The sequence below is a fragment of the Pseudomonas sp. BAY1663 genome (assembly GCF_000582595.1).
GTDB lineage: Bacteria > Pseudomonadota > Gammaproteobacteria > Pseudomonadales > Pseudomonadaceae > Stutzerimonas > Stutzerimonas stutzeri_AF.
In genome coordinates this window covers 80,058-104,590 of the sequence record NZ_AZSV01000002.1, presented here as the reverse complement: position 1 = coordinate 104,590, position 24,533 = coordinate 80,058, and the positions used below count along the sequence as shown (strand labels likewise).

The window sequence follows — 24,533 nt, the reverse complement described above, 5'->3', positions numbered from 1 at the left end:
AGGCCGGGATGACTCCATTCGACTTGCAGCGCATGCTGCTGCACGACTTTCCGCTGATGTTCATCGCCGAGGTGGCACTGCGGGCGCTGTTCGCCTTCGTCGCGGTTTTCATCTTCCTCAAGGTCAGCGGCCGTCGTGGCATTCGTCAGCTATCGGTGTTCGAACTGGTGATCATCCTCACGCTCGGCTCGGCCGCCGGCGATGTGTCCTTCTACGAGGACGTGCCGCTGCTGCCGGTCGCGGCCGTTTTCGCGACGCTGCTGGCGCTTTACCGGCTGACGGTCTACTTCATGAACCGCAGCGGGCGGTTTGGCGCCTGGCTGGAGGGCAAGCCGGTCACCATCATCCGCGACGGCATCTATGAGCTGCGCAGCCTCGACGGCCTGAACATATCCGCCGACGAGTTTTTCATGGAGCTGCGCCAGCAGGGGGTCGAACATCTCGGCCAGGTACGCCTGGGCATCCTGGAAAACGACGGGAACGTCAGCCTGTTCTTTCACGCCCCCGACGCGGTTCGCCCAGGCCTACCCGTGCTGCCGGCGGAATATCGCCCGGTGTTTCAGCAGATACCGGCGAGCGGTATGTATGCCTGCAGCCGTTGCGGCTTTCCCCAGGCTCTCGAAACGCATCAGCAACTGCACTGCCCGCGATGCAACAATCCCTCCTGGTCGAAGGCCCTTGCAACTCAGCGTACCCGGTGAACCGCCGCACGCGCGCTCGGTCAGTTAAAGAGGCGGCTACTCGGGCACTCGCTCGAAGCAGCTTTTCATTTCGCGAACGACATCAGGAGCACGCCATGCTCGGTGACTACTCATCGATTAACGACCACCTCGATACTGCCCGCAAACACGCCGACCAGGCGGAAACCGAAGCCAAGCCCGCACTTTACCGCGAAGCCGTCGACGAGCTGGTCGCAGCGATCCGCCTGTTGATGCGCAACAGCGCCGAGAAGGACAACTGAATGCGTGAGACCGCCTCGCCAGGCCACCTGGCGGGGCCGCGTCCTCGGCGACACCGCGCGGGCGCCGCGACGCCGTGAATGCTCCACGCCGGCCCCTTGCCGAGGGCAAGCGCCCGGTTCCCCGCGATGAAGCCGGCGACACCGGCACCCCGCTCTGCCCCGAGCTGCCGCCGGACCTGCATTACGTCGACGATAGCCAGCCCGGCATAAGCCGTCGGCGCCTGCGTGGCAAGTTCGTCTATTTCGGCCCACAGGGCGAACGTATCCGCGATGCCGGCGAAATCCAACGGATCGCCAAGCTGGCGATCCCGCCGGCCTACCAGGACGTATGGATCTGCCCGCACCCGCAAGGCCATCTGCAGGCCACCGGACGCGATGCCCGCGGGCGCAAGCAGTATCGCTACCATCCGCGCTGGCGCGAGATTCGCGACAGCAACAAATACGAACGCATGCTCGAATTCGGCCAGGCGCTACCGAACCTGCGCAGCCGCCTGGAAAAACACCTGGCGCTCGGCGGCCTGCCACGCGAGAAGGTCATGGCCCTGGTGGTGACGTTGCTGGAGTCGACGCTGATCCGCATCGGCAATCCACGCTACGCCCGCAGCAACCGTTCCTACGGATTGACCACGCTGTGCACCCGCCATGTGGATATCCGGGGCACGTCGATACGCTTCCAGTTTCGCGGCAAGAGCGGCGTGGAGCACAAGGTCACCCTGCGCGACCGACGCCTGGCCGCACTCATGCGCCGTTGCATGGAGCTGCCGGGGCAGCAGTTGTTCCAGTATCTGGACGAAGCCGGCCAGCGCCGCGCCGTCAGCTCCAACGACGTGAACCTCTATCTGCAGGAAATGACCGGCCGCGACTTCACTGCCAAGGATTACCGCACCTGGGCCGGCAGCGCGCTGGCGCTGGAGCGCCTGCGCAAGCTGGAGACCTCACCAGAGGCCAGGGCACGACAGAACCTGGTCGAAACCGTCAAACAGGTCGCCAGCCAGTTGGGCAACACGCCCGCCGTGTGCCGCCAGTGCTACATCCATCCGGCAATCCTGCAAGCCTTCAGCGCAGGCACGCTGAGCGGCCTGCGTGCTGCGCGCAAGCGCAAATGGCTGAGCAGCGAAGAGGTCGCATTGCTGACGTTCCTTCGGGAGGCTGCGCGCTAAGGCTACTCCATTCGGCGCCGCAACCTGGCCGCGACGAAACGGCAGTCGCTCCCAGCCCATTGGCAAGATTCATGGGATGTTTGTCATTGTCGCCATCAGTTCCTCTCGCCACACTCGCTCTACCCATTCAGCGAGATGTGCCATGAGCCTTCGAACCATTGCCACGCTGGCATTTCCCGAGGTGATGAGCCTCGATGTAACCGGACCCATGCAGGTGTTCGCCTCTGCCAACGTGGAACGTACGCGCCAGGGCCTGCCCGAGTGCTATCGACTGCTGCTGCTTGGCCAGCACCCCGTCCCGGTGGCGACCTCGTGCGGCATCCGTCTGTGCGTGGATGCGTGCTGGCAGGATGTTCCGCCGGCGACTCTGGACACCCTGCTGGTGCCAGGCGGTGCCGGCGTCGAGGCGCAGTGCCGCAACGCCGCCCTGCTCGCCTGGCTGCAGGCGGCGGAGCCGAAGGTGCGCCGCTTGGGCTCGGTCTGTTCCGGCGCACTGATACTGGCCGCCGCCGGCCTGCTCGACCGGCGCACGGCAACTACCCACTGGGCCGACGTGGAAGCCTTGCGCCAGGACTATCCCGCCGTCCAGGTGGATGTCGATCGGCTGCACACCTACGACCCGAAGGACGACGAGGCCGCGCACCTGTTCACCTCGGCCGGCGTGACCGCCGGTATCGATCTCGCCCTGGCCCTGGTGGAAGCCGACCTGGGCCGTGTCACGGCGTTGGCCGTGGCGCGCCGGCTGGTCATGTTCCTGCGGCGCCCCGGTGGCCAGGCACAGTTCAGCGCCCTGCTTCCTCCGGCGAGCAGCGAGGTTTCCCGGCTCGGCGCCTTGCTGGAATGGATCCCCGCGCACCTGGACGGCGATCTCGGCATCGAGGCGCTCGCGCGCCAGGCGCATATGTCACCGCGCAGCCTGTGCCGCCTGTTCAAGGCCGAGCTGGGCATCGGCCCGGGTCGCTACGTCGAGCAGGTACGCCTGCAAGCCGCGAGAAGTCTGCTGTCGGACGGCCAGGCGTGCATCGCCACGGTTGCCCGGATGGCCGGCTACGGTCACCCGGAGAACATGCGGCGCACCTTCCAGAAACACCTGTCGATCAGCCCGCAGGAATATGCGGCGCGCTTCGCCTGAACCGCTACGAGAAAGGAGACGACCATGCTGATCGGCAATCCTGTCATCCTGCGCCTGTTCATTGCCCAGGCGCTGTTCTGGACCTGTTCGATGACCGGTATCACCCTGACCGCGCTGATCGGCCTGCAGTTGGCGCCGGTCAATGGCCTCGCGACGCTGCCGGTCGCCTTGCTGGTGCTGGGCAATCTGCTCGCCATCCAGCCGCTGTCGCGGCGGATGCAACTGCGCGGCCGCCGCCAGGGTTTCGTCCTCGGCGCGCTGGCGGGAGTGCTGGGCGGCCTGCTCAGCAGCGCAGGCGTCTGGCTCGGCGACTTTCTGCTGCTATGCCTGGGGGCGCTGCCGCTGGGCGCCTACCAGGCATCGGCGATGTTCTACCGCTTCGCCGCGCTCGAGACGGTAGGTGATGCCGAGAAAGGCCGCGCCACCGCTTGCGTGATCGGCGGCGGGGTCTGCGCGGCGTTGCTGGCACCGAGCCTCGGCGCCTGGCACGCGAGGCATTGCCCGTGCCTTTCGCGGGCGCCTACCTGCTCATGGCGGGGTTGGCCGCGATGGGCCTGCTGGTGGCGGCCTCGCTACCCGCCAGCCCCCACGCGCCCATGCAATCGGCAGCGGCCACGGTTCGCGCCCGGGAGCTGTTGCGCCGGCCGGTGGTACGCACGGCGATCATCACCACCGCTGTCGGCCACGGCCTGATGATCCTGGTAATGAACGCCACGCCCTTGGCGATGAGCTTCTGCAACCTGGGGCTGGATGACAGTGCGACGGTGATCCAGTGGCACCTGCTGGGAATGTTCCTGCCCGCATTCGTCGCCGGCACGCTGGTCGATCGCCTGGGCAGCGTGCGTGTCGCATTGGGTGGGGCTGCGACCCTGGCGGCCAGTGCGGCAATCGCCATTGCCGGCGAGAGCTTCGAGCATTTCCTGCTGAGCTCCTGCCTGCTGGGCGTGGGCTGGAACCTGATGCTGGTGGCCGGAACCACCCTGCTCGGAAGCGGCCACCGGCCCGAGGAGCGCTCCGCCGCGCAGGGTTGATGGAACTGGGCAACGGCTATGCGGCAGCCTCATGTCGTTCGCTTGCGGCGCGTTGATCACCGGCATCGGCTGGTCGGCCGTCAACGTCGGCATGCTGGGCCTGCTCGCCGTCGCCGTGCTGCTGCTTTGCGGGCGGCAAAGCGCTGCCGAAGCCGCCGCCTGATGCTAGCGGCCTGTTTGGGCGGTTCAGTTAGCCAATTCCGGCGCTCCGGGCCAACCAACTAACCGCACGGGCCACTAGTGCTGATGCAGGGTGACGCGGTTGCGCCCGCCGGCCTTAGATGCGTACAGCGCGGAGTCGGCCCATTCGATCAACTGCGCGTGACCGCTGCTGGGCACGCTGAGGTCGGCGACCCCCAGGCTGATGGTGAAGCGGATGCGATGCTGCTCGTGGCAAACCTCGCACGACTCGACCGCATGCCGCAGCCGCTCGGCGAACGTCAGCGCACCCTGCTTGTCGGTGTCCGGCAGCAACACGACGAACTCCTCGCCGCCGTAGCGCCCCGCAACGTCCGAGTCGCGCAGGTTCTCGCGAATCAGTTCGGCCACCTGCTGGATGACCGCATCCCCGGCCTGGTGGCCGTAGTTGTCGTTGATCGCCTTGAAGTGATCGATGTCGAACATGACCAACGCCGCCAGGCTGTCGTAGCGACGATGACGGGCGTAGTCCAGGCGCAGCATCTCTTCCCAGTGTCCGCGGTTGTAGAGCCCGGTCAGGCGATCGGTACTCGACAACCGCTGCAGCTCGGCGTTGGCCGCCTGCAACTGGCGCCGGTTGACCGCCACGTCGGTCACGTCGTAGATGATCAGGCAGACCTGATCGATGCTGCCATTGACTCCCTTGAGCGGCAGCAGCGTGGTGTTCTGGTACATGAAGTCTTCCAGCCCGGTGATCGGCTGGTAATTCTTGAACCGCAGCAGGTAGGGCCGCTGTTCCCAGATGGTGAAGGACGGTGTGCCAAGCGTCATCACGCTCTCTACCTTGCGCCGGAACCAGTCCTCGTCCACCTCGGGAAACAGCTCGAAGAACGAACAGTTGCGCGCCCGCTCCGGCGGTCGACCGGAGCGGTTCTCCATGAAGGTGTTCCAGACCTCGACACGGTAGTCCCGGTCCAGCACCACCACGCCTACATCGATGCTCTGGACAATGGCCAGCAGCCAGTGCAGTTCGTTCAGCTCGCTCGAATGGCTCATGTTCAATCCATCAGGTAGGCGAGCTTGCGGCGCAGCAGCTCGACCGAGTCTTCCGTGAACAGCAGTAACAGGTCGAAATGGATATCGTGCCCCTCCAGGCTGTAGCTGATCTCCACGGCCAGGGTCTTTTTCCAGCGGGCGCTGTTGAGCCGGATGAGCTCGTCGATGGAGGCGTGCTGCCCCAGCACCTGCGGATGCCCCTGGGAAAACACCACCTCGATCTGCTCGGCGATGCCACTGAGGCAGGCGCTGATCAGCAGGCTCGACAGGTCCAGGAGCATCTCCATTTCCAGATAATCCTGCCGGCGCATCAAGCGCGCCATGTCGGCCACCTCAGAGTCATGGAACAGCAGCAGCGCTTCCCCGGCGATACCGCCACCGATATAGCCTGGCAGACGGCCGTCAGCTTGTCGCCGCGCGCGGCATCGGCCAGTGCCATGTGCAGCTCGCCGACTTCGAGGATGTTGACGTTGGGGATCGGCAACTGGATGAACACGCCGAGCACGCGCGCCAGCAGGGCCGCCGCGCGCCCCATGGCGACGTTGACCACCTCGCGGAAGGCGTCGCGAAAGCCGATCGACTCGCCTTCGCTACGGCCGACCAGCGCCGACAGGTCGTCGAGCAGGCCGAGGCTGGCCAGGGTCTGGTGCAGGTGGACGGGGTCGGCGGGTTTCTTGATGAAGGCCAGCGCCCCGAGCTCGAGCACCCGCCGTACGGCCTCATCCTGGATGTCGGCGGAGATGACGATGGTCTTGCAGTCCAGCCCTTCCTGGCGCAGCTGCGCGAGCACCTGATAGCCATCCAGTTCGGGCATGGTGAGGTCGAGCAGCAGCACATCGATATCGCCCTGGCGGATGCGCTCCAGCGCCTCCAGGCCGGTGGCTGCCTGGCTGACCGTCACCGGCCAGCCAGCCGGCAGCGCCTGCAGCAGCTGCTTGCGTGCCAGGCTCGAATCGTCGCAGATCAATAGCGAAATGGCAGACATCTGGTGCGAGCTCTCGTTGCCCGGTCAACCGAAGCGACAGAGCTTAGCGCACGCAGCGCATGGTGTGTGCACCATGAAGGCAAAATAGTGGCATTTTGCCCAAAAAGCCTGCGAGGGGCGGATGCGCAGGGTGTCTCGCGCTCCGCCCAGGGAAAAACGCCGCTATCAGTAGTAGGCGTTTTCGCGGTTGGTGTGGTCGGTCACGTCACGCACGCCCTTGAGCTCCGGAATTCGCGCCAGCAGGGTTTTCTCGATACCTTCCTTGAGCGTCACGTCCGCCTGGCCGCAGCCTTGGCAACCGCCACCGAACTGCAGCACCGCAATGCCTTCCTCGACCACGTCGATCAGCGAAACCTGGCCGCCGTGGCTCGCCAGGCCCGGGTTGATTTCAGTCTGCAGGTAGTAATTGATCCGCTCGTTCAGCGGGCTGTCTTCATTGACCATCGGCACCTTGGCATTCGGCGCCTTGATGGTCAGCTGGCCGCCCATGCGGTCGGTCGCGTAGTCGACCAGCGCATCCTCCAGGAACGGCTCGCTGGTGCCGTCGATCCAGGCGGTGAAGCTCTTCAGTGCCAGGGCGATATCGTCCGGTTTTTCCTCGCCCGGCTTGCAATAGGCGATACAGGTTTCCGCATAAGGGGTGCCCGGCTGGGTAATGAAAATCCGGATGCCGATGCCGGTGGTGTTCTGCTTTTCGAGCAGGTCGGCCAAATAATCGTGTGCAGCTTCGGTAATGGTGATCGCGCTCATGGGAACTCCTCGCAGACATGCGCGGCAGTTTACGCCAAACCACTGCCGCGGTTAAGTCCTAGTATTTTGGTAGGAATACTCCATTCGAGCGCCGTTCGCAACGCCGCCTTTGCCACCCTAGAGGTTCTCGTAGCGGTTCATATCCAGCACACCGGCTTCCAGGGGGTCGGTCTCCTCCAGGTAACGTGCCAGGTCATTGAAGTAATCCCAGAACCTCGGGTGGCTGCGGCGCACGCCCCAGCGCTCGACGATGCGTTCGAAGTCCTCGCCCTCCTTCACCCGCTCCAGGGCCGCGACGAACGCGGGCACCTCCGCCGCCGGCAGGTTGAAGATGAAATTGGGATAACTGCTGAGAATGCCCGGATAGACCGTCAGCGTATCCAGGCGCGGCTGCCAGCGCAGCGATTCGCCGTACATGAACGCCACGTTGCTGTGGGCCCGGTTGCGCAGCAGGCTGTAGATCTCGCGCCGGCCGTCGCCCTGTTCGACGCGAAGCAGCGTGGCCTCGGGCAGGCTGCGGATCACCGGCAGTCCGGCTGCCAGGCGGTTGGTCAGGCGGCTGAGCGCCTGCTCGGCGCGTTGCAGCGCTGGCGGCTGATCGGTACGGTAGCAATGGCTGCCCGGGCAGCGGTTGATCGGGTCCGGCGCGGCATTGATGTCAGCACGACGCGCCAGCAATTGCCGAGCGAAGGCCTGCTTCGGGTCGCCCTTGTCCAGTTCCAGCAGCGAGGGCGTCGCGCTGTCGATCGCCGTATAAGCGAGCAGCAGCTTCAACTGGCCACTCTTCTCGTACCAGCCATCGAGAATGGCCTGGCGCGAAGCCGCCGGCAGCAGGCGCAGGAAGTTCAGCTCGGCGCCGTTGCGGATCAGGTCGAAATACAACCGCGTCTGCCCTGATGGGAGACGTTGCCGAACACGTCGAAATTGACCACCAACTGATAGTAGGTGCGTTCGAGCAGCGGAAAGTCCATCCACCAGAGCGTCTGCGGGATCTCGCCGATCAGCCCTTTGCGCACCGACGCACTGTCATGCTGGCGGAAGATCGTCAGCAGAGCATTGTCGTTGCCCGCCCAGAGATGCCGCCATTGCGCCGGTTCGCCGGCATAGGCCTGCATGCGCAGTTGCTCGTACTGGTTGCGTTTGACTCGATAGGTTTGCCAGAAGCCGAGCAGATCGCCAACTTCGTCGAGCTGCCCAGGCATCGCCAGCAGCGGCGTGGTTCGTTCGCGAAAGTGCCGGTCGGTGACGTACAGGTCGTACTGCGGGTCCTGGAACAACACCCAGAAGTTGTCGCGAATCACATCGGTGGCGATCTGCCCGCGGCACACCGGTCCACGAATGAACGTACGCACGAAATATTCGGCGTTATCCAGCATGAACTGGTAGCGCGCCTGCGCCGGAATCGCCTGGAAGGCCCGGAACGGATTCGCCCGGTGGCCGGCACCGTATCCCGGTACCGCATCGACGCGCCAGTCGTCGCTGAAGAACAGCGCCTTGACCCGCGCCAGCTTCGCGGGGCTGAGCGGATAGGTGATGTGCGTCTTGTGCACGATCACATCGGGGATCGGCCGCAGCCGGTAATGAAAGTGCGTACCGGGATCGTCGTTGGGGCGGCGCGTGGCGATCGCATCGACGGGCTCGCCGCTGGGCGTGCGGGAGCGTACCAGCTGGTAGAAATGCCGGCCTCCCGTCCCCGTCCCTTCGAAATAGAGATGGGCGATGAACAGATGCTCATACAACCAGCGGCCGACCAGCGTTCCCCGCGGGCCAGGGGCGTTCAGCAAGCGCTCCCATTCGGCTATCTGCGCCGCCTCGGCGGCCGGCGGTTTCGGTGCCTGGTAATCGACCGGGGCGCCCTGCTCCAGCCAGCGTTGCAGGCGCTCGTACTCCGCGTCGCTGAGTCCGGTGACCGCGAATGGCATGCCGGCATGGGCATTCTGCTGGGCGTAGTCGTCGAACTCCCCCGGCAGTGGGCAACTGTTTTCCCGGCCAATGCCGATATCCAGGTCGGCTGGCAGCTTGGCGTTGGGCGTCAGCGGCTGGCTGCGCCCCAGCTCCAGCATGCGGGCCATCAGCGCCGCCTGACTGCCCTGGGCCTCGAGTACCGAATGGAAGCCCTTGCGCCGCCAGCCGGCCTCGTCTTCGGCGTCGAGAAAAAGCCGTGTGGGGGTTTGCGCCTTGGCCCGTGCGCCATTATAGACCGGCAGTTTGTGGCCGCCGCGCGCCGCGCCTTCTGCACTACCGAGATTGAGCTGGCATGGCGAGTCGTAGCAGGCGTGGCAAGCAACGCATTTGGCGGTGAAGATCGGCTGGATATCGCGCTGGTAGGAGAGCGGTTCCGCCCGCACCAGGGTGGTGCAAAGCAGGAACAGGCAGCCGAGCCAGCAGCGAAAGGTCATGATGAACGCACCTTGAGGGAAGCCGGCATTCTAGCCAGCCGGGCCGGCCGAGGCGAGCACCTGGCCGTGCCGCTACCGGCTCTTCGGATCGCTGCCGCCGCGCTGCGGCAACCTGAATATTATTCATGCAAAAGAGCGAGAGCTCGAAAAGCATGCAGCTTTGCTATCATTCGCGCACTTTCCTCCCCGCTTTTCAGGTAGTCCCCCATGTCCACTCGCAACGCTCGCCTTCAGGCCCTTCAGCATGCTCTAAAGGAGCGCATCCTGATCCTCGACGGCGGCATGGGCACCATGATCCAGAGCTACAAGCTGGAGGAGTCCGACTACCGCGGCGAACGCTTCGCCGACTGGCCGAGCGACGTGAAGGGCAATAACGACCTGTTGCTGCTCTCCCGCCCCGACGTCATCCAGGCCATCGAGAAGGCCTATCTCGATGCCGGCGCCGACATTCTGGAAACCAACACCTTCAATGCCACCCGGGTCTCCCAGGCCGACTACGGCATGGAAGAACTGGTCTACGAGCTGAACGTGGAAGGTGCGCGCCTGGCCCGGGAAGTGGCCGATGCCAAGACCGCCGAGACGCCGGATCGCCCGCGTTTCGTCGCCGGCGTGCTCGGCCCGACCAGCCGCACCTGCTCCATCTCGCCGGACGTCAACAATCCCGGCTACCGCAACGTCACCTTCGACCTGCTGGTGGAGAACTACACCGAAGCCACCCGTGGCCTGATCGAGGGCGGCGCCGACCTGATCCTGATCGAAACGATCTTCGACACGCTGAACGCCAAGGCGGCGATCTTCGCCGTGCAGCAGGTATTCGAGGAAGATGGCGTCGAGCTGCCGATCATGATCTCCGGCACCATTACCGACGCCTCCGGCCGCACGCTGTCAGGCCAGACCACCGAGCGTTCTGGAACTCGGTGCGCCATGCCAAGCCGATCTCCGTAGGCCTGAACTGCGCCCTGGGCGCCAAGGACCTGCGCCCTTATCTGGAAGAGCTGGCCAACAAGGCCGACACCCACGTGTCCGCCCACCCCAACGCCGGCCTGCCCAATGCCTTCGGCGAGTACGACGAAACGCCGGCAGAAATGGCCGCGGTGGTCGAGGAGTTCGCCGCCAGCGGTTTCCTCAACATCATCGGCGGCTGCTGCGGCACCACGCCGGCGCATATCCAGGCGATTGCCGAGGCGGTGGCCAAGTACCCGCCGCGCGTGATCCCGGACATTCCCAAGGCCTGCCGCCTGTCGGGCCTGGAGCCCTTCACCATCGACCGCAGCTCGCTGTTCGTGAACGTCGGCGAGCGCACCAACATCACCGGTTCGGCCAAGTTTGCCCGTCTGATCCGCGAGGAGAACTACACCGAGGCGCTGGAAGTGGCCCTGCAGCAGGTGGAAGCCGGCGCCCAGGTGATCGACATCAACATGGACGAGGGCATGCTGGATTCGAAGGCGGCCATGGTCACCTTCCTCAACCTGATCGCCGGCGAGCCGGACATCTCCCGCGTGCCGATCATGATCGACTCCTCCAAGTGGGAAGTGATCGAGGCGGGCCTCAAGTGCATCCAGGGCAAGGGCATCGTCAACTCCATCTCCATGAAGGAAGGTGTCGAGCAGTTCAAGCACCACGCCCACCTGTGCAAGCGCTACGGCGCCGCGGTGGTGGTGATGGCCTTCGACGAAGCCGGCCAGGCCGATACCGCTGCACGCAAGCGCGAAATCTGCCAGCGCAGCTACGACATCCTGGTCAACGAGGTGGGCTTCCCGCCCGAAGACATCATCTTCGACCCGAACATCTTCGCCATCGCCACCGGCATCGAAGAGCACAACAACTACGCCGTCGACTTCATCGAAGCCTGCGCCTTCATTCGCGACAACCTGCCCTATGCCCTGACCTCGGGCGGCGTGTCCAACGTGTCCTTCTCCTTCCGCGGCAACAACCCGGTGCGCGAAGCGATCCACTCGGTGTTCCTGTTCCATGCGATCAAGGCGGGCCTGACCATGGGCATCGTCAACGCCGGCCAATTGGAGATCTACGACGAGATCCCGAAGGAGCTGCGCGACGCGGTCGAGGACGTGGTGCTCAACCGCAGCGCCGGCGGCACCGAGGCGCTGCTGGAGATCGCCGATAAGTACAAGGGCGATGGCTCGGTCAAGGAAGCCGAGACCGAGGAATGGCGCAATCTGCCGGTGGACAAGCGCCTCGAGCACGCGCTGGTCAAGGGCATCACCGCCTTCATCGTGGAGGACACCGAGGAGTGCCGCCAGCAGTGCGCACGCCCCATCGAGGTGATCGAAGGCCCGCTGATGAGCGGCATGAACGTGGTGGGCGATCTGTTCGGCGCGGGCAAGATGTTCCTGCCCCAGGTGGTCAAGTCCGCCCGCGTGATGAAGCAGGCCGTGGCCCACCTGATCCCCTTCATCGAGGCGGAAAAGGGCGACAAGCCGGAAGCCAAGGGCAAGATCCTCATGGCGACCGTCAAGGGCGACGTGCACGACATCGGCAAGAACATCGTCGGCGTGGTACTCGGCTGCAACGGCTATGACGTGGTGGACATGGGCGTGATGGTGCCGGCGGAAAAGATCCTGCAGACCGCCATCGCCGAGAAGTGCGACGTCATCGGCCTGTCCGGCCTTATCACCCCGTCGCTGGACGAGATGGTCCACGTTGCCCGTGAAATGCAGCGCCAGGGCTTCTCGCTGCCGCTGATGATCGGCGGCGCCACCACCTCCAAGGCGCACACCGCGGTGAAGATCGACCCGCAGTACAGCAACGATGCAGTGGTCTACGTCACCGATGCCTCGCGCGCGGTGGGCGTGGCCACCACCCTGCTGTCCAAGGAACTCAAGCCGGCGTTCGTCGACAAGACCCGCGAGGAGTACGCGATGATCCGCGAGCGCACCGCCAACCGCAGTGCGCGCACCGAACGCCTGAGCTACCTCGATGCCATCGCCAACAAGCCGCCGTTCGACTGGAGCGGCTACGCCCCGGTCAAACCGAGCTTCACCGGCCGCCAGGTGCTGGAAGACATCGATCTGCGCACCCTGGTCGACTACATCGACTGGACGCCTTTCTTCATTGCCTGGGACCTGGCCGGCAAGTATCCGCGCATCCTCGAAGACGAGGTGGTTGGCGAAGCGGCCACCTCGCTGTTCAACGATGCCCAGGCCATGCTGAAAAAGCTGGTTGACGAGAAGCTGATCCGCGCACGTGCGGTGTTCGGCTTCTGGCCAGCCAACCAGGTCCAGGACGATGACCTGGAAGTGTACGGTGACAACGGCGAGAAGCTGGCCACCCTGCATCACCTGCGCCAGCAGACCATCAAGCCGGACGCCAAGCCGAACCTGTCGTTGGCCGATTTCGTCGCACCGAAGAGCACCGGCATCACCGACTACGTGGGCGGGTTCATCTGCACCGCTGGCATCGGTGCCGAGGAAGTCGCCAAGGCCTATCAGGACAAGGGCGACGACTACAACTCGATCATGGTCAAGGCGTTGGCCGACCGCCTCGCCGAGGCCTGTGCCGAATGGCTGCACGAGCAGGTGCGCAAGCAGCACTGGGGCTATGCCAAGGACGAGCAGCTGAGCAACGAGGAACTGATCCGCGAGCAATACAAGGGCATCCGCCCTGCCCCCGGTTACCCGGCCTGCCCCGATCACACCGAGAAGGGCACGCTGTTCCAGCTGCTGGATGCCGACGGCATCAGCCAGGTCACCCTCACCGAGCACTACGCCATGCTGCCCACCGCGGCGGTCAGCGGCTGGTATTTCGCCCATCCCGAGGCGCAGTACTTCGCTGTCGGCAAGATCGACAAGGATCAGGTGGAAAGCTACAGCCAGCGCAAGGGCCAGGACCTCGCGGTCAGCGAGCGCTGGCTGATGCCGAACCTGGGGTACGACGCATGAGCACTACCGTGAGCCCCTACCTGCTCGACCAGCTCGAAACCGCCGACATGCTGGAGATCGATGGCCTGCATGCTTTCGCATTCACGCTGAACGACGCCCTGCTGGACCAGGCAGACGCAGCCGCCGAAGCGGGCGAGCCGTTTTCCAGCGAACAGATCGTCCTGCAGATCGACGCGCTGGACGGTCGCAGCAAGCGACGCTGGCAGTTCAGCTACAACACGGTCATGGAGGCGCAGCACGACGCGGCGGACGACAGCTGGCAGCTCGGCGAAGAGCCAACGCACCGGCTGCGCTGCCTGGGCGCGATCAGCGCTGGCGCTGACGACGAATAACGCAGCGCCGTCCGTCGCACGGGCCGATCCATCCGCGAACGCCGAGCGTTTCTCGCGCTATTCGCTGTCTACTTCACAGCCAGACAGCGGAAGGAGAGAAACCATGCCCATGCCACCCGATTTATCCTCGCGGCCATTTCGACTTACGGTCGAGCGCAGGCTGCGCCTTTCGGCTAAAACCCTTTTCAAGGCGTGGACCGAGGAGCTCGATCGCTGGTTTGCCGTACCGGCTAGCGTCCTGATGAAACCACAGGTCGATGCTCCCTTCTACTTTGCTACCGACTTCGAGGGGAATCTGCATCCTCATTACGGGCGGTTCTTGAAACTCGAAGCCCCGCGATTGATAGAACTTACCTGGGTCAACGGAGAAGACGGGACCAAAGGAGCCGAGACGGTCGTAACCCTGGAATTCACGCCGCAAGAAGATGCGACTTTGGTCAAACTCGTTCATGCCGGCTTTCCGGATGAAGCCTCCAGGGACCGGCATGAGCAGGCCTGGCCCCTGGTGCTCGCTCAGCTTGAAAAGCGCATGGGCGAGCATGCCTAGAGGCCGTCGCAACAGCCTCGAAGCATTTCGCTTACCTTGAGAGGAGTTTTCGCCATGGCCACTGGAACCGTTCGTCTTCATCGCGTGCTTCGCGCCACCCCGGACAAGGTCTACCGCGCATTCGTGGATGCCGGTGCAATGGCCAAATGGCTTCCGCCATACGGTTTCGTCTGCAAGGTCCAGCGGATGGATCCGCACGTCGGCGGCGGTTTCAGGATGTCGTTCGAAAACTTCACGACCGGCCAGGAACACGCTTTCGGCGGCGAGTATCGGCAGCTGGTTCCGGGTGAACTCATCGAGTACACCGACAGCTTCGATGATCCCAACCTGCCGGGCACCATGCTGGTCACGGTGAACCTCAAGCGGGTTTCGTGCGGCACGGAAGTGAATATCGAACAGAGCGGAATTCCCGAGATGATCCCGACCGAGATGTGCTATCTCGGCTGGCAGGAATCGCTCATGCAGCTCGCCAATCTCGTTGAGCCGGAAATTTCGGGCTGATCCCCAGGCCGGAAGAACGCCTCGTCATCTAGGGTCTGTTGCCATTTGCCGCAGCAACGCGGCTCGCGACGAAACGGCAACAGACCCCTAGGCGCCCCTGAACGCGCCCCGCGCATCGCGCCGCAGCAGCAAGCCGATGGCCAGCACCACCAACAGGCTCCCCGGTAGCCAATGCCAGCCCATGCGCGCCGGCTGGTCGAAGAACAGCAGCAGCATCGACACGAACGGCACGAGGTAGCTGTAGGCGGTCACCGCTCCCGGCGTGAGAGCGGCAGTCGCCCGCTGCTGCAGGAAGAAGGTCATAGCGCTGGAGAACACGCCGAGATAGATCACCAGCAGCAGGTCCAGCAGGTTCATGTGCAGCAGTGCCGCGGGCCGTTCCCACAACAACCCCATCAGGCCGATGAGGATCGCGCCCGCCACCAGGCTCCAGAACGTGCGCAAGCCGGCCTGGCGCGGCAGCGTCCCCCCGGCAAGGCCCCATTTGCTGAGCACCGGATACAAGGCCGAAGCGACGCACCCGAGGAAGAAGCCCAGTTCGCCCAGCCCCAGCTGCATGCCCACGAAATCGCCACCGTTTTCCGCCCAGGCGAGGCCCAGCGCGCCGATCGCCCCCAGGGCGAGAATGGCCAGCAGCCGACCGGCCGGCTGTTCGACACCGAGACCACGCCCCAGGCAATAGGCCAGCAACGGCACACTGACGAACAGGGTCGCCATCGACAGCGCGCTGACCCGGTGCGCCGCCCAGAACATGGTGCCGAAGAAGCCGGCCAGACACAGCCCCATCGCCGCGTAGAGCAGCAGGGTGCGCAAGCCCGGTCGGCCGTCGCTCTGCCGCCAGGCCAGCGGCCCCAGCACCAGCGCGGCGATGCCGAAGCGCATGGCGGTCAGCAGCAACGGCGGCAACCCTTCGCTGAGCAGGCCCACCGCCGGAAACGACAGGCCGACGAACAGCGCCCAGAGCAGCATGCCCAGGTGTGCGCGGCTGGTCCCGCTCAGGGCATCAGGCATGTACGGCGGCCTTCGTCGAGCATATGCGTTCCCGGCTGCATAGACCGGGAACGCACGAGACTGGATGGCGCCGGATGGACAGCCAGTGGATGACGTGCGTTCTTTGTTGCTGGCTCACAGGCCGCTCCTTGGTTTCGCGCAACACTAGCGCGAGGCGGACCGTCGAATGACCTTGATCGAGTAGGTGAGGTTCGGTTTACGCGTCACGCTGATGGCCCGCCGCGTGACCGTATCGAGGGTGATGTTCCAGAACCCGGAGCTCGGCGCCACGATCTTCGCTGGAAAGCGGTCGAAGGCGCCGCCGTGGTAGGTATGGCGGCCGCCATTCTTGAAGCTGCGGAAATTCGCATCGTTCATCAGGCGAATATTGCAGGTTTGCGAGCACTGGATGACGACGATGTCGCCTTCTTCGAGATGCTCACGCTGGTGTATGAACTTCATGTACGGCTCCGGCACTCATGGCGCAAAGGCGAACGATAGCATGCGTACCTTCCGAATCAGCCGCCGGACGGCCCGGGCCAGGTTGTTCCGCGCCGCGGGGCGTGTATCCTCACAGCCATCAGCCGAATCGCTTCCAACTTCCCATGCACAGCACACGCATCCCCTGTTCCTCGAACCTGCCCGCGGGATGCCGGCTGCTGTTTCTCTTCGATACGGGACTGCTGGCGCTCTGGTGACGGCAGATCGTCAGCCATCCGCTCGAGTCGTCCATCCAGCCCATCGAGGAGTACCGCATGCCTGCGGTTCGTAACACCGTCCAGATCGATACCCCCATCGTGCGCCACGCGACGCGTTGCGGCTTCTTCATGGCCGGCTTCGGCCTGTCGGTATGGGCACCGCTGGTGCCCTACGTGCGAGAGCGCATCGAGATGAGCGACGCGGTGTTCGGCCTGTTGCTGCTGTGCATCGGCATCGGCTCGCTGAGCTGGATGCCCGTCTCCGGCGTGCTGGTGGCCCGCTGGGGTATCCGTCCGGTGCAGTTGTGCAGCGTCGCGCTGCTCGCCCTGGCCCTGGCCGGCATGGCCCTGACCGATTCGATCTGGCTGCTGGGCCTGGCGCTGTTCTGCTTCGGCGGCAGCCTGGGCGTGATCGACGTGATCATGAACATCCAGGCGGTGCTGGTGGAGACCGCCGTCGGCCGCCGGCTGATGTCGAATTTCCACGGCATGTACAGCCTGGGCGCCATCAGCGGTGCGCTGGTGCTCACCGGGCTGCTGACCCTCGGCCTGACGCCCGAGGTCGGCAGTTTCCTGATGATCGGCGCAGTCGTGCTGGCGAACCTCGGCTTCGCCCGCGGCTTCCTGCCGAACCGGGCGCCGGGCGGCGGTTTCGCCTTCGTGCGGCCCACCACCATGGTGCTGCTGGTGGGGCTGATGTGCTTCGTGGTCTACCTGGCCGAGGGCGCAGTGCTGGACTGGAGCGCGCTCTACCTCACCGGCACGAAAGGCCTGGAAGTCGCCAAGGGCGGCCTCGGCTATGCCGCGTTCGCCCTGATGGTGACCATCGCCCGTTTCGCCGGCGGGCCGCTGCTCAATGCCCTGGGCACCGCTCGCGTCATCGCCTTCGGCGGGCTGCTGGCGGCGATCGGCATCGCCCTGAGCCTCGTAGCCGGGCACTGGGCCCTGGCCCTGGTCGGCTACGGCCTGTGCGGGCTGGGCTGCGCCAATGTCTCGCCGGTGCTGATCTCGTCGTTGAGCCGGCAGGATGGCATGCCGGTGCATCTGGCCGTCACCGTCGCCACCACCATCGGCTTTGCCGGCGTGCTCGCCGGCCCGGCGATGATGGGCGTGGTGGCCCATCTCGGCTCGCTGGGGCTGGCATTCGGCCTGCTCGCGCTGCTGTTGCTGGGTATCGTGCCGTTCAGCCGTCGCTTCCCCGCCTGAGCCCGGATAGAATGCGCGCCCTATGCGCATCCCCGACTTCCAGCAACGTCTCGCCGACATCGGCGCCAAGCCCCGTCATATCGGGCGGATGACCCGCGCCTGGCTCAAGGGCCTGCCGCTCGATGTCGGGCGTCGCCAGCAGCAGGCCGAGGACTTCCTGCCACTGAGCGTGCGCGAAGGCCTGCCGGCGCTGAGCCTGGAAATCGATGCACTCGCCCGCCTGCGCTCCGAGCATCCGGCTGCCGATGGGTCGGCAAGGCTGCTGGTGGAGCTGGCCGACGGGCAGATGGTGGAAAGCGTGCTGCTGCCCCGCGACGGCCTGTGCGTCTCCAGCCAGGTCGGCTGCGCAGTGGGCTGCCTGTTCTGCATGACCGGCAAGAGCGGCCTGCTGCGCCAGCTGGGCAGCGCCGAAATCGTCGCCCAGGTCGCCCTGGCCCGGCGCTTCCGGCCGGTGAAGAAGGTGGTGTTCATGGGCATGGGCGAGCCGGCGCACAACCTCGACAACGTGCTCGAGGCCATCGACCTGCTCGGCACAGACGGCGGCATCGGCCACAAGAACCTGGTGTTCTCCACGGTCGGCGACCCGCGCGTGTTCGAACGCCTGCCGCATGAGCGGGTCAAGCCCGCCCTGGCCCTCTCGCTGCACAGCACCGACGCCGAGCTGCGCCAGGTCCTGTTGCCACGCGCGCCACGGATCGCGCCGGATGAGCTGGTCGAGCTCGGCGAGGCCTATGCGCGCAGCGTGGGTTTCCCGATCCAGTACCAGTGGACGCTGCTCAAGGGCATCAATGACCACCAGGACGAGATGGATGGCATCCTGCGCCTGCTCAAGGGCAAGTACGCGGTGATGAACCTGATCCCCTACAACAGCCTGGAAGCCGACGACTACCAGCGTCCCGATGGCGAGCGCATCGTGCAGATCGTGCGCTACCTGCACAGCCGCGGCGTGTTGACCAAGGTGCGCAATTCGGCCGGCCAGGACATCGATGGCGGCTGCGGGCAGTTGCGCGCACGGGCCGAGCAGGTCATCGCACGCAAGCGCTGAACCCTCCCGGCCATCCACTGTCCCAGCGCAGGGCCCCGGCGAAGTCGACTCGGCCCGTAGCCGCCGATCATCGATAGCAAGGAAAGCCTACGAGCAACATGCACACCCTGGAACGACTCAAGCGTGGCGATCTGGCCGGCGCGCGACGCCTCGATCTCTCGGCCGGTCTGCGCGAATTCCCCGAGGAAATCTACGGGCTGGCCGACACCCTGGAAGTGCTGAATCTTTCCGGCAACCAGCTGAGCGAGCTGCCCGCCGATCTGTCGCGCCTGCACAGGCTGCGCATCCTGTTCTGCTCGGACAACCCCTTCAGCGTCGTACCGGAGAGCCTTGGCGATTGCCCACGGCTGGAGATGATCGGGTTCAAGGCCAACCGCATTCATCACCTGCCCGCCGCCGCCCTGCCGCCGGCATTGCGCTGGCTGATTCTCACCGACAATCGGTTGCAGGCGCTGCCGCCAAAGCTTGGCCACTGCCACCACCTGCAGAAGCTGATGCTCGCCGGCAATCGGCTGCACGCGCTGCCGGAAAACCTGGCCGACTGCGCCAACCTGGAATTGCTGCGAATCGCCGCTAATCGCCTGGAGGCATTGCCCGAGTGGCTGCTGGCCTTGCCCCGGCTAAGCTGGCTGGCCTTCGCCGGCAATCCTTTCAGCGACGCCAACGAAGCCGCAGCGCTGGCCCGCCATCCGTTGCCACCGGTGCCCCGCGACGACGTCCTGTTGCAGGAAGTACTGGGCCAGGGCGCATCCGGTGTCATCCACCGCGCCGAATGGCGCCGAACCGACCGGCCGCCGACGCAGATGGCGGCCAAGCTGTTCAAGGGCCCTCTCACCAGCGATGGCCTGCCCCATAGTGAAATGGCCGCCTGCGTCGCCGCCGGCACGCATACCAACCTGATCGGCGTCGCCGGACCGCTGGCCGATGCGCCCGGGCAAGCCCCGGGCCTGCTGATGGAGCTGATCGATCCGGCGTTCCAGCCGCTGGCCGGCCCGCCCTCGCTGGCCAGCTGCACCCGGGACTGCTATGCCGAGCATCAGCGGTTCAGCCTCGAACAGGTCCTGCGCATCGTCCGCGGCGTCGCCTCGACAGTGGTGCACTTGCATGAGCGCGGCATCCTGCATGGCGATCTCTACGCGCACAACCTGCTGGTCGACCCACGGGGCGACTGCCTGCTCAGCGATTTCGGCGCTGCCTCGTTCTTCGATCCGAACAGCGCCGCCGGACATGCCCTGCAGCGCATCGAGGCACGCGCCTTCGGCTGCCTGCTGGAGGAGTTGCTGCAGCGATGCCGCGAAGACAGGCAGGATGAGCGCGTACGGCGCCTCATCCAGCTGCAGCAGCAGTGCTTGGCCGAACGCCCGGAGCTGCGCCCGGACTTCGCCCAGCTCGACGCCCACCTCGCCGCGCTCTGATGCGCCCAACCGGACCCCGACGATGAGTTCACCCGACGCAGACGCCAACAGCGATCGCACGCCCTATCCCAAACCCTTCGCCGACCGGCCACTGGAACAGGATCCCTTCGTCCGCGGCCTCAAGCAGCGCTTGCCCGAGCACCTGCGCGAATCCTTCAGCGGCGAGCAGCTGGACGCGCTGCGCAGCGTCTTCGGCGCCCGCTCGTGGGTCAGGCACCGCGTCGACCTGCGCGGCACCGTCAAGTTGTGGGGCAACCAGTTCTATTTCGCGATCCTCGCCGGGCGCAACAAGCGCAACCTGACGCGCCCCCAGCAGAACCTCTCGCTGCTGGCCAAGGCGGCGCTGATCACCCTGTTCCTGCTGTTCTCCGGGTTGCTCGGGCTGGTCATCCTCTACCTGCTCAAGTCGGCGCTGGGTATCGACTTGCTGCCGGGTGTCTCGCTCGGCCTCTGGGATTGGTTCAAGGCCAATTTCTGACACACACTTGCAAGAGCGCCGCTGTACGGGCCCAGGTGGCAGCCCATCAAGGATGGTTGGCATCGACTTTCGGAGCGCCCGGTTCGATCGGCATTGATCGGGATCATAGCGGCGCCCGGGGGGCATGCCGAGAATGAATGGGCTCCCGTTTCCACGAGCTTAATGGAGGTTCCGAAATGAACGACACTTCGAACAAACCTGCAGTAAGTAGTGACGAAAACAAAACACCGGCCCCGCCGGAGGCGTGGCGCCCCTTCGACTCCCTGCGGCGCCAGGTCGACCGGCTGTTCGACGACTTCGAGCGCCCCTGGCACCTGCCCTTCTCGCGCCATGGTTTCGAGACCACGCCATTCTGGCAGGGCGGCCTCGCACGGATGCCGGCGATGGATGTGGTAGAGAAGGACAAGGCCTTCGAGATCACCGCCGAGCTGCCGGGCATGGACGAGAAGGACGTGGAGGTCAAGCTGGTCGGCAACAACCTGATCATCAAGGGCGAGAAGCGCCAGGAACGCAAGGAGGAAAAGGATGGCTACCATCTTTCCGAACGTTCCTACGGCAGCTTCCAGCGCAGTTTCGCCCTGCCGGAGGGTGTCGACCGCGAGCAGATCGATGCCAGGTTCGGCAAGGGTGTGCTGACGCTGTCCCTGGCGAAGAAAGCGGGCGCGCCGGAAGGCGAAAAGAGCATCTCCATCAAGACCGAGTAGCTCTGGCACCGAAGGCGGATCGGCATCGCCGACCCGCCTTCGGCGGACAAACCACTTCAGCCCCCTTCCGCTGACGCGTTCCGTCATCCCGATCCGCCGACTCGGCTAGACTTCCCGAAAACCCGGCGGTTCGAGGTAGGCATGAGCGACGAACAGGATAAACCCCTCACCCTGCGCCAGATGCTCGGCAGCGTGCTGGCCGCAGCCCTCGGTGTGCAGAGCGGCAAGAACCGCGCCCGCGATTTCAGCCACGGCAAACCCAGCCACTTCATTTTCCTCGGCCTGGGGTTCACAGCAATCTTCGTGCTGGTGATTCTCGGCGTGGTCAAGTTGGCGCTCTACCTGGCTGCGCCTTGAGGCGCGCCGCCAAGCGGAACGCGGACGGCAATCCGGTCGAGCCCGGTGGTTCGCTCATCGAGCCAGCAAAGGCTGGGCGCGGCCATGCCCCTACCGGCAAAGCCTCACGCCCGTTTATTGATGGCTGACCCAGAAAATGGCCGTGCCGACGGCGAGCATGATCAGACTGAAAATCGCCGCGGCGTCCACCAAACTGTCGCGCTGGTCGTTTCTCAAGGGATGCCTCCTCTTCGCATGCGGGATCGCATAGCCACTGTTGAGCAGTTAAGACCAGCTCCCGGGATCGCTCAAGGCAGGCCTCTTCTCCCTACGATTTCGCTCTATTTCGTTCTAAACATATTCCCAAACATCACTTTTGCGCATAACCACTAGCTGGTATCGTGCCCGACTCCCTGAATGGGTGCGCGGCCGTGCGCGCGAAAGCTGTAGACAGCCTGAGAACAGGACATTTATGTACGTTTACGATCAGTACGACCAACACATCATCGAGGATCGGGTGCGGCAGTTCCGCGACCAGACCCGCCGCTACCTGGCCGGCGAGCTCGCTGATGAGGAGTTCCGCCCGCTACGACTGCAGAACGGCCTTTATATCCAGCGCTATGCGCCCATGCTGCGTATAGCCGTTCCCTACGGGCTGCTGTCCTCCACCCAGTTGCGCAAGCTGGCGCAGATCGCCCGTCACTACGACAAGGGCTACGCCCACGTCAGCACCCGTACCAACGTGCAATTCAACTGGCCGGAACTGGAAGACGTCCCCGAGATCCTGGCCGAACTGGCCACCGTACAGATGCATGCCATCCAGACCAGCGGCAACTGCATCCGCAACACCACCACCGACCAGTTCGCCGGCGTGGCCAAGGACGAGCTGATCGATCCGCGTCCCTGGTGCGAGATCATCCGCCAGTGGTCGACCTTCCACCCGGAATTCGCCTTCCTGCCGCGCAAGTTCAAGATCGCCGTGAACGGCGCCGCCAGCGACCGTGCGGCCATCGAGGTGCACGATATCGGCCTGGAGGCGGTGAAGAACGCCGCCGGCGAGCTGGGCTTCCGCGTTTCGGTCGGCGGCGGCCTGGGCCGGACGCCGATCGTCGGCAGCTATATCAACGAATTCCTGCCGTGGCAGCACCTGCTCAGCTACCTCGACGCCATCCTGCGGGTCTACAACCGCTACGGCCGTCGCGACAACAAGTTCAAGGCGCGCATCAAGATCCTGGTCAAGGCGCTGACCCCGGAAGTGTTCGCCGAACGCGTCAACGCCGAATGGGCGCACCTGAAAGACGGCCCGACGACCCTGACCGAAGTCGAAGTCGAGCGCGTCGGCAAATTCTTCGTCGATCCCGACTACAAGGCCCTGCAAGACCAGGACGCCGCCCTCGCCCAGCTCGATGCCGAACACCCCGGCTTCGCCCGCTGGCGCCAGCGCAACGTGGTCGCGCACAAGAAGCCCGGCTACGCCGCGGTCACCCTTTCGCTGAAGAGCACCGGCGTCGCGCCGGGCGATGTCACCGACAAGCAGCTCGATGCCATCGCCGACCTGGCCGATCGCTACAGCTTCGGCGAAGTGCGCAACTCCCACGAGCAGAACATGATTCTCGCCGACGTCGAGCAGGCCCGGCTGTTCGAACTCTGGCACGAACTGCGCGAACTGGGCCTGGCCACGCCGAACATCGGCTTGCTGACCGACATCATCTGCTGCCCGGGCGGCGACTTCTGCTCGCTGGCCAATGCCAAGTCGATTCCCGTCGCCGAGGCCATCCAGCGCCGTTTCGACGACCTCGACTACCTGTTCGACCTGGGCAACATCGACCTGAACATCTCCGGCTGCATGAACGCCTGCGGGCACCACCATGTCGGCCACATCGGCATCCTCGGCGTCGACAAGAAAGGCGCGGAGTTCTATCAGGTTTCGCTGGGCGGCAGTTCGGGCCGCAACGCCAGCCTCGGCCAGATCCTCGGCCCGTCCTTCGCCCAGGATGCAATGCCCGACGTGATCGAGAAGATCATCACCGTCTACGTGGAGCAGCGTACCGAAGATGAACAGTTTATCGACACCTTCCGCCGCATCGGCATCGACCCCTTCAAGGAACACGTCTATGCAGCGAATCATTAAGAACGACCAGCTCGTCGACGAAACCTGGCATCTGCTACCCAAGGAACAGACGCTCGACGAGCTGTGCAACAGCGACGACCTGATCGTCCCGCTGCACCTCTGGCTCGACCATGCCCACGCCCTCAAGGCGCGCGACGGTGGCCTCGGGGTCTGGCTGGATGCCGACGAACAGGTGGAAGACATCGCCGACGACCTGGCCCATTTCCAGGTCGTTGCGCTCAACTTCCCGAGCTTCACCGACGGGCGCCACTACTCCAGCGCACGCCTGTTGCGCGAGCGCTACGGCTACAAGGGTGAGATTCGCGCCATCGGCGACGTGCTGCGCGACCAGCTGTTCTACATGCGCCGCTGCGGTTTCGACGCCTTCGCCGTGAGAGCCGATCGCGATCCGCTCGACGCCCTGCAAGGCCTTAAGGACTTCTCGGTGACCTACCAGGCCGCCGCCGACGACGACCGGCCGCTGTTCCGGCGCCGCCAGGGCTGAATACAGCCCCCGGAATAAACCCACCCTCCGGCGTCATGCCGTTCAGTTGATAGGCTTCAAGCTTTGGCAGCCCTTCGGACTGCATCGCCGCGAGGGCGCGCCGCCTACAGACCCGGTGTGCACCGGCTGCTTTCGTGGAAGGCCGCCGACGACGA

22 protein-coding genes and 3 pseudogenes are annotated in these 24,533 nt (G+C 64.9%); 19 read left to right on the top strand and 6 right to left on the bottom strand.

Annotated elements, in window-relative coordinates:
* The first annotated feature begins 8 nt into the window (after positions 1–8).
* The 7 genes from BAY1663_RS01460 to BAY1663_RS24910 all read left to right on the top strand — a co-directional run bounded on the left by BAY1663_RS01460 (position 9) and on the right by BAY1663_RS24910 (position 4,447).
* Complete coding sequence (locus BAY1663_RS01460; RefSeq protein WP_037037390.1) at positions 9–701, top strand: DUF421 domain-containing protein; 693 nt, start codon at positions 9–11, stop codon at positions 699–701.
* 95 nt (positions 702–796) lie between these two features.
* Positions 797–961: a hypothetical protein gene (locus tag BAY1663_RS24380; protein ID WP_164838419.1), complete on the top strand. Its 165-nt coding sequence runs from the start codon at positions 797–799 to the stop codon at positions 959–961.
* 74 nt (positions 962–1,035) lie between these two features.
* Positions 1,036–2,121, top strand: a complete 1,086-nt coding sequence (locus BAY1663_RS01455; RefSeq protein WP_037037387.1) for a DNA topoisomerase IB — start codon at positions 1,036–1,038, stop codon at positions 2,119–2,121.
* Between the two features lie 142 nt (positions 2,122–2,263).
* Complete coding sequence (locus BAY1663_RS01450) at positions 2,264–3,253, top strand: GlxA family transcriptional regulator (RefSeq protein WP_037037385.1); 990 nt, start codon at positions 2,264–2,266, stop codon at positions 3,251–3,253.
* Between the two features lie 24 nt (positions 3,254–3,277).
* Positions 3,278–3,946 carry a hypothetical protein gene (locus BAY1663_RS24920; protein WP_256206497.1) on the top strand — a complete coding sequence of 223 codons (669 nt, stop codon included), beginning with the start codon at positions 3,278–3,280 and terminating at the stop codon, positions 3,944–3,946.
* Positions 3,947–3,957: 11 nt separating this feature from the next.
* Positions 3,958–4,284 (top strand): hypothetical protein, encoded by a 327-nt coding sequence (locus BAY1663_RS24915; protein ID WP_256206496.1) that lies wholly within the window; start codon positions 3,958–3,960, stop codon positions 4,282–4,284.
* A 31-nt stretch (positions 4,285–4,315) separates the two neighbouring features.
* Positions 4,316–4,447, top strand: coding sequence for a hypothetical protein (locus tag BAY1663_RS24910; RefSeq protein ID WP_256206495.1), 132 nt, complete (start codon positions 4,316–4,318; stop codon positions 4,445–4,447).
* Positions 4,448–4,521: 74 nt separating this feature from the next.
* On the opposite strand, the gene BAY1663_RS01440 is transcribed toward BAY1663_RS24910, so the two are convergent.
* From BAY1663_RS01440 to BAY1663_RS01425, 4 genes and pseudogenes are all read right to left on the bottom strand, one after another.
* Complete coding sequence (locus tag BAY1663_RS01440; RefSeq protein ID WP_037037382.1) at positions 4,522–5,478, bottom strand: sensor domain-containing diguanylate cyclase; 957 nt, start codon at positions 5,476–5,478, stop codon at positions 4,522–4,524.
* Between the two features lie 2 nt (positions 5,479–5,480).
* Positions 5,481–6,463: pseudogene (locus BAY1663_RS01435) on the bottom strand (response regulator).
* Positions 6,464–6,628: 165 nt separating this feature from the next.
* Positions 6,629–7,213 carry a Fe-S biogenesis protein NfuA gene (gene nfuA, locus BAY1663_RS01430; RefSeq protein ID WP_037037381.1) on the bottom strand — a complete coding sequence of 195 codons (585 nt, stop codon included), beginning with the start codon at positions 7,211–7,213 and terminating at the stop codon, positions 6,629–6,631.
* Between the two features lie 117 nt (positions 7,214–7,330).
* Positions 7,331–9,612, bottom strand: a pseudogene (locus tag BAY1663_RS01425) (fatty acid cis/trans isomerase).
* 207 nt (positions 9,613–9,819) lie between these two features.
* On the opposite strand from BAY1663_RS01425, the pseudogene metH reads away from it, so the two are divergent.
* The 4 genes and pseudogenes from metH to BAY1663_RS01405 all read left to right on the top strand — a co-directional run bounded on the left by metH (position 9,820) and on the right by BAY1663_RS01405 (position 14,891).
* Positions 9,820–13,511, top strand: a pseudogene (metH, locus tag BAY1663_RS01420) (methionine synthase).
* A complete protein-coding gene (locus BAY1663_RS01415) occupies positions 13,508–13,843 on the top strand; it encodes a DUF5629 family protein (RefSeq protein ID WP_037037378.1) in 336 nt (111 codons plus the stop codon). The pseudogene metH and the gene BAY1663_RS01415 overlap by 4 nt, the downstream one beginning before the upstream one ends.
* A gap of 103 nt (positions 13,844–13,946) precedes the next feature.
* Positions 13,947–14,390 carry an SRPBCC domain-containing protein gene (locus tag BAY1663_RS01410; RefSeq protein WP_037037375.1) on the top strand — a complete coding sequence of 148 codons (444 nt, stop codon included), beginning with the start codon at positions 13,947–13,949 and terminating at the stop codon, positions 14,388–14,390.
* A gap of 54 nt (positions 14,391–14,444) precedes the next feature.
* Positions 14,445–14,891, top strand: coding sequence for an SRPBCC family protein (locus BAY1663_RS01405; RefSeq protein ID WP_037037372.1), 447 nt, complete (start codon positions 14,445–14,447; stop codon positions 14,889–14,891).
* Positions 14,892–14,978: 87 nt separating this feature from the next.
* On the opposite strand, the gene BAY1663_RS01400 is transcribed toward BAY1663_RS01405, so the two are convergent.
* Entirely contained in the window at positions 14,979–15,902 is a 924-nt protein-coding gene (locus BAY1663_RS01400; protein WP_037037368.1) for a DMT family transporter, read from the bottom strand.
* A gap of 144 nt (positions 15,903–16,046) precedes the next feature.
* Complete coding sequence (locus BAY1663_RS01395) at positions 16,047–16,343, bottom strand: DUF1883 domain-containing protein (RefSeq protein WP_037037365.1); 297 nt, start codon at positions 16,341–16,343, stop codon at positions 16,047–16,049.
* Between the two features lie 293 nt (positions 16,344–16,636).
* Between BAY1663_RS01395 and BAY1663_RS01390 the strand changes: the two genes are divergently transcribed.
* From BAY1663_RS01390 to BAY1663_RS01355, 8 genes are all read left to right on the top strand, one after another.
* Positions 16,637–17,785: an MFS transporter gene (locus BAY1663_RS01390; protein ID WP_037037362.1), complete on the top strand. Its 1,149-nt coding sequence runs from the start codon at positions 16,637–16,639 to the stop codon at positions 17,783–17,785.
* Positions 17,786–17,807: 22 nt separating this feature from the next.
* A complete protein-coding gene (locus BAY1663_RS01385; protein ID WP_037037359.1) occupies positions 17,808–18,830 on the top strand; it encodes an RNA methyltransferase in 1,023 nt (340 codons plus the stop codon).
* 98 nt (positions 18,831–18,928) lie between these two features.
* Positions 18,929–20,245, top strand: a complete 1,317-nt coding sequence (locus BAY1663_RS01380; RefSeq protein ID WP_037037357.1) for a leucine-rich repeat-containing protein kinase family protein — start codon at positions 18,929–18,931, stop codon at positions 20,243–20,245.
* A 22-nt stretch (positions 20,246–20,267) separates the two neighbouring features.
* Positions 20,268–20,723 carry a hypothetical protein gene (locus BAY1663_RS01375; RefSeq protein ID WP_037037355.1) on the top strand — a complete coding sequence of 152 codons (456 nt, stop codon included), beginning with the start codon at positions 20,268–20,270 and terminating at the stop codon, positions 20,721–20,723.
* A gap of 176 nt (positions 20,724–20,899) precedes the next feature.
* The gene (locus BAY1663_RS01370; RefSeq protein ID WP_037037352.1) at positions 20,900–21,427 is read left to right on the top strand and encodes an Hsp20/alpha crystallin family protein; all 528 of its coding nucleotides are present in this window, start codon (positions 20,900–20,902) and stop codon (positions 21,425–21,427) included.
* 141 nt (positions 21,428–21,568) lie between these two features.
* The gene (locus tag BAY1663_RS01365) at positions 21,569–21,784 is read left to right on the top strand and encodes a DUF2970 domain-containing protein (RefSeq protein ID WP_037037350.1); all 216 of its coding nucleotides are present in this window, start codon (positions 21,569–21,571) and stop codon (positions 21,782–21,784) included.
* A 451-nt stretch (positions 21,785–22,235) separates the two neighbouring features.
* Positions 22,236–23,894 (top strand): nitrite/sulfite reductase, encoded by a 1,659-nt coding sequence (locus tag BAY1663_RS01360; RefSeq protein WP_037037347.1) that lies wholly within the window; start codon positions 22,236–22,238, stop codon positions 23,892–23,894.
* On the top strand, positions 23,878–24,378 hold the full coding sequence (locus tag BAY1663_RS01355; protein WP_037037345.1) for a DUF934 domain-containing protein: 501 nt from the start codon (positions 23,878–23,880) through the stop codon (positions 24,376–24,378). The genes BAY1663_RS01360 and BAY1663_RS01355 overlap by 17 nt, the downstream gene beginning before the upstream one ends.
* Positions 24,379–24,533: the final 155 nt, after the last annotated feature.

Bases quoted from the DNA above. Each gene is read 5' to 3' on its own strand.
- BAY1663_RS24910 (WP_256206495.1), top strand. From the start codon at position 4,316: ATGTCGTTCGCTTGCGGCGCGTTGATCACCGGCATCGGCTGGTCGGCC.
- BAY1663_RS01370 (WP_037037352.1), top strand. From the start codon at position 20,900: ATGAACGACACTTCGAACAAACCTGCAGTAAGTAGTGACGAAAACAAA.
- nfuA (WP_037037381.1), bottom strand. From the start codon at position 7,213: ATGAGCGCGATCACCATTACCGAAGCTGCACACGATTATTTGGCCGAC.
- BAY1663_RS24915 (WP_256206496.1), top strand. From the start codon at position 3,958: ATGAACGCCACGCCCTTGGCGATGAGCTTCTGCAACCTGGGGCTGGAT.
- BAY1663_RS01395 (WP_037037365.1), bottom strand. From the start codon at position 16,343: ATGAAGTTCATACACCAGCGTGAGCATCTCGAAGAAGGCGACATCGTC.
- BAY1663_RS01380 (WP_037037357.1), top strand. From the start codon at position 18,929: ATGCACACCCTGGAACGACTCAAGCGTGGCGATCTGGCCGGCGCGCGA.
- BAY1663_RS01385 (WP_037037359.1), top strand. From the start codon at position 17,808: ATGCGCATCCCCGACTTCCAGCAACGTCTCGCCGACATCGGCGCCAAG.
- BAY1663_RS24920 (WP_256206497.1), top strand. From the start codon at position 3,278: ATGCTGATCGGCAATCCTGTCATCCTGCGCCTGTTCATTGCCCAGGCG.
- BAY1663_RS01405 (WP_037037372.1), top strand. From the start codon at position 14,445: ATGGCCACTGGAACCGTTCGTCTTCATCGCGTGCTTCGCGCCACCCCG.
- BAY1663_RS01400 (WP_037037368.1), bottom strand. From the start codon at position 15,902: ATGCCTGATGCCCTGAGCGGGACCAGCCGCGCACACCTGGGCATGCTG.
- BAY1663_RS01355 (WP_037037345.1), top strand. From the start codon at position 23,878: ATGCAGCGAATCATTAAGAACGACCAGCTCGTCGACGAAACCTGGCAT.
- BAY1663_RS01440 (WP_037037382.1), bottom strand. From the start codon at position 5,478: ATGAGCCATTCGAGCGAGCTGAACGAACTGCACTGGCTGCTGGCCATT.
- BAY1663_RS24380 (WP_164838419.1), top strand. From the start codon at position 797: ATGCTCGGTGACTACTCATCGATTAACGACCACCTCGATACTGCCCGC.
- BAY1663_RS01365 (WP_037037350.1), top strand. From the start codon at position 21,569: ATGAGCGACGAACAGGATAAACCCCTCACCCTGCGCCAGATGCTCGGC.
- BAY1663_RS01460 (WP_037037390.1), top strand. From the start codon at position 9: ATGACTCCATTCGACTTGCAGCGCATGCTGCTGCACGACTTTCCGCTG.
- BAY1663_RS01450 (WP_037037385.1), top strand. From the start codon at position 2,264: ATGAGCCTTCGAACCATTGCCACGCTGGCATTTCCCGAGGTGATGAGC.
- BAY1663_RS01360 (WP_037037347.1), top strand. From the start codon at position 22,236: ATGTACGTTTACGATCAGTACGACCAACACATCATCGAGGATCGGGTG.
- BAY1663_RS01410 (WP_037037375.1), top strand. From the start codon at position 13,947: ATGCCCATGCCACCCGATTTATCCTCGCGGCCATTTCGACTTACGGTC.
- BAY1663_RS01375 (WP_037037355.1), top strand. From the start codon at position 20,268: ATGAGTTCACCCGACGCAGACGCCAACAGCGATCGCACGCCCTATCCC.
- BAY1663_RS01390 (WP_037037362.1), top strand. From the start codon at position 16,637: ATGCCTGCGGTTCGTAACACCGTCCAGATCGATACCCCCATCGTGCGC.
- BAY1663_RS01415 (WP_037037378.1), top strand. From the start codon at position 13,508: ATGAGCACTACCGTGAGCCCCTACCTGCTCGACCAGCTCGAAACCGCC.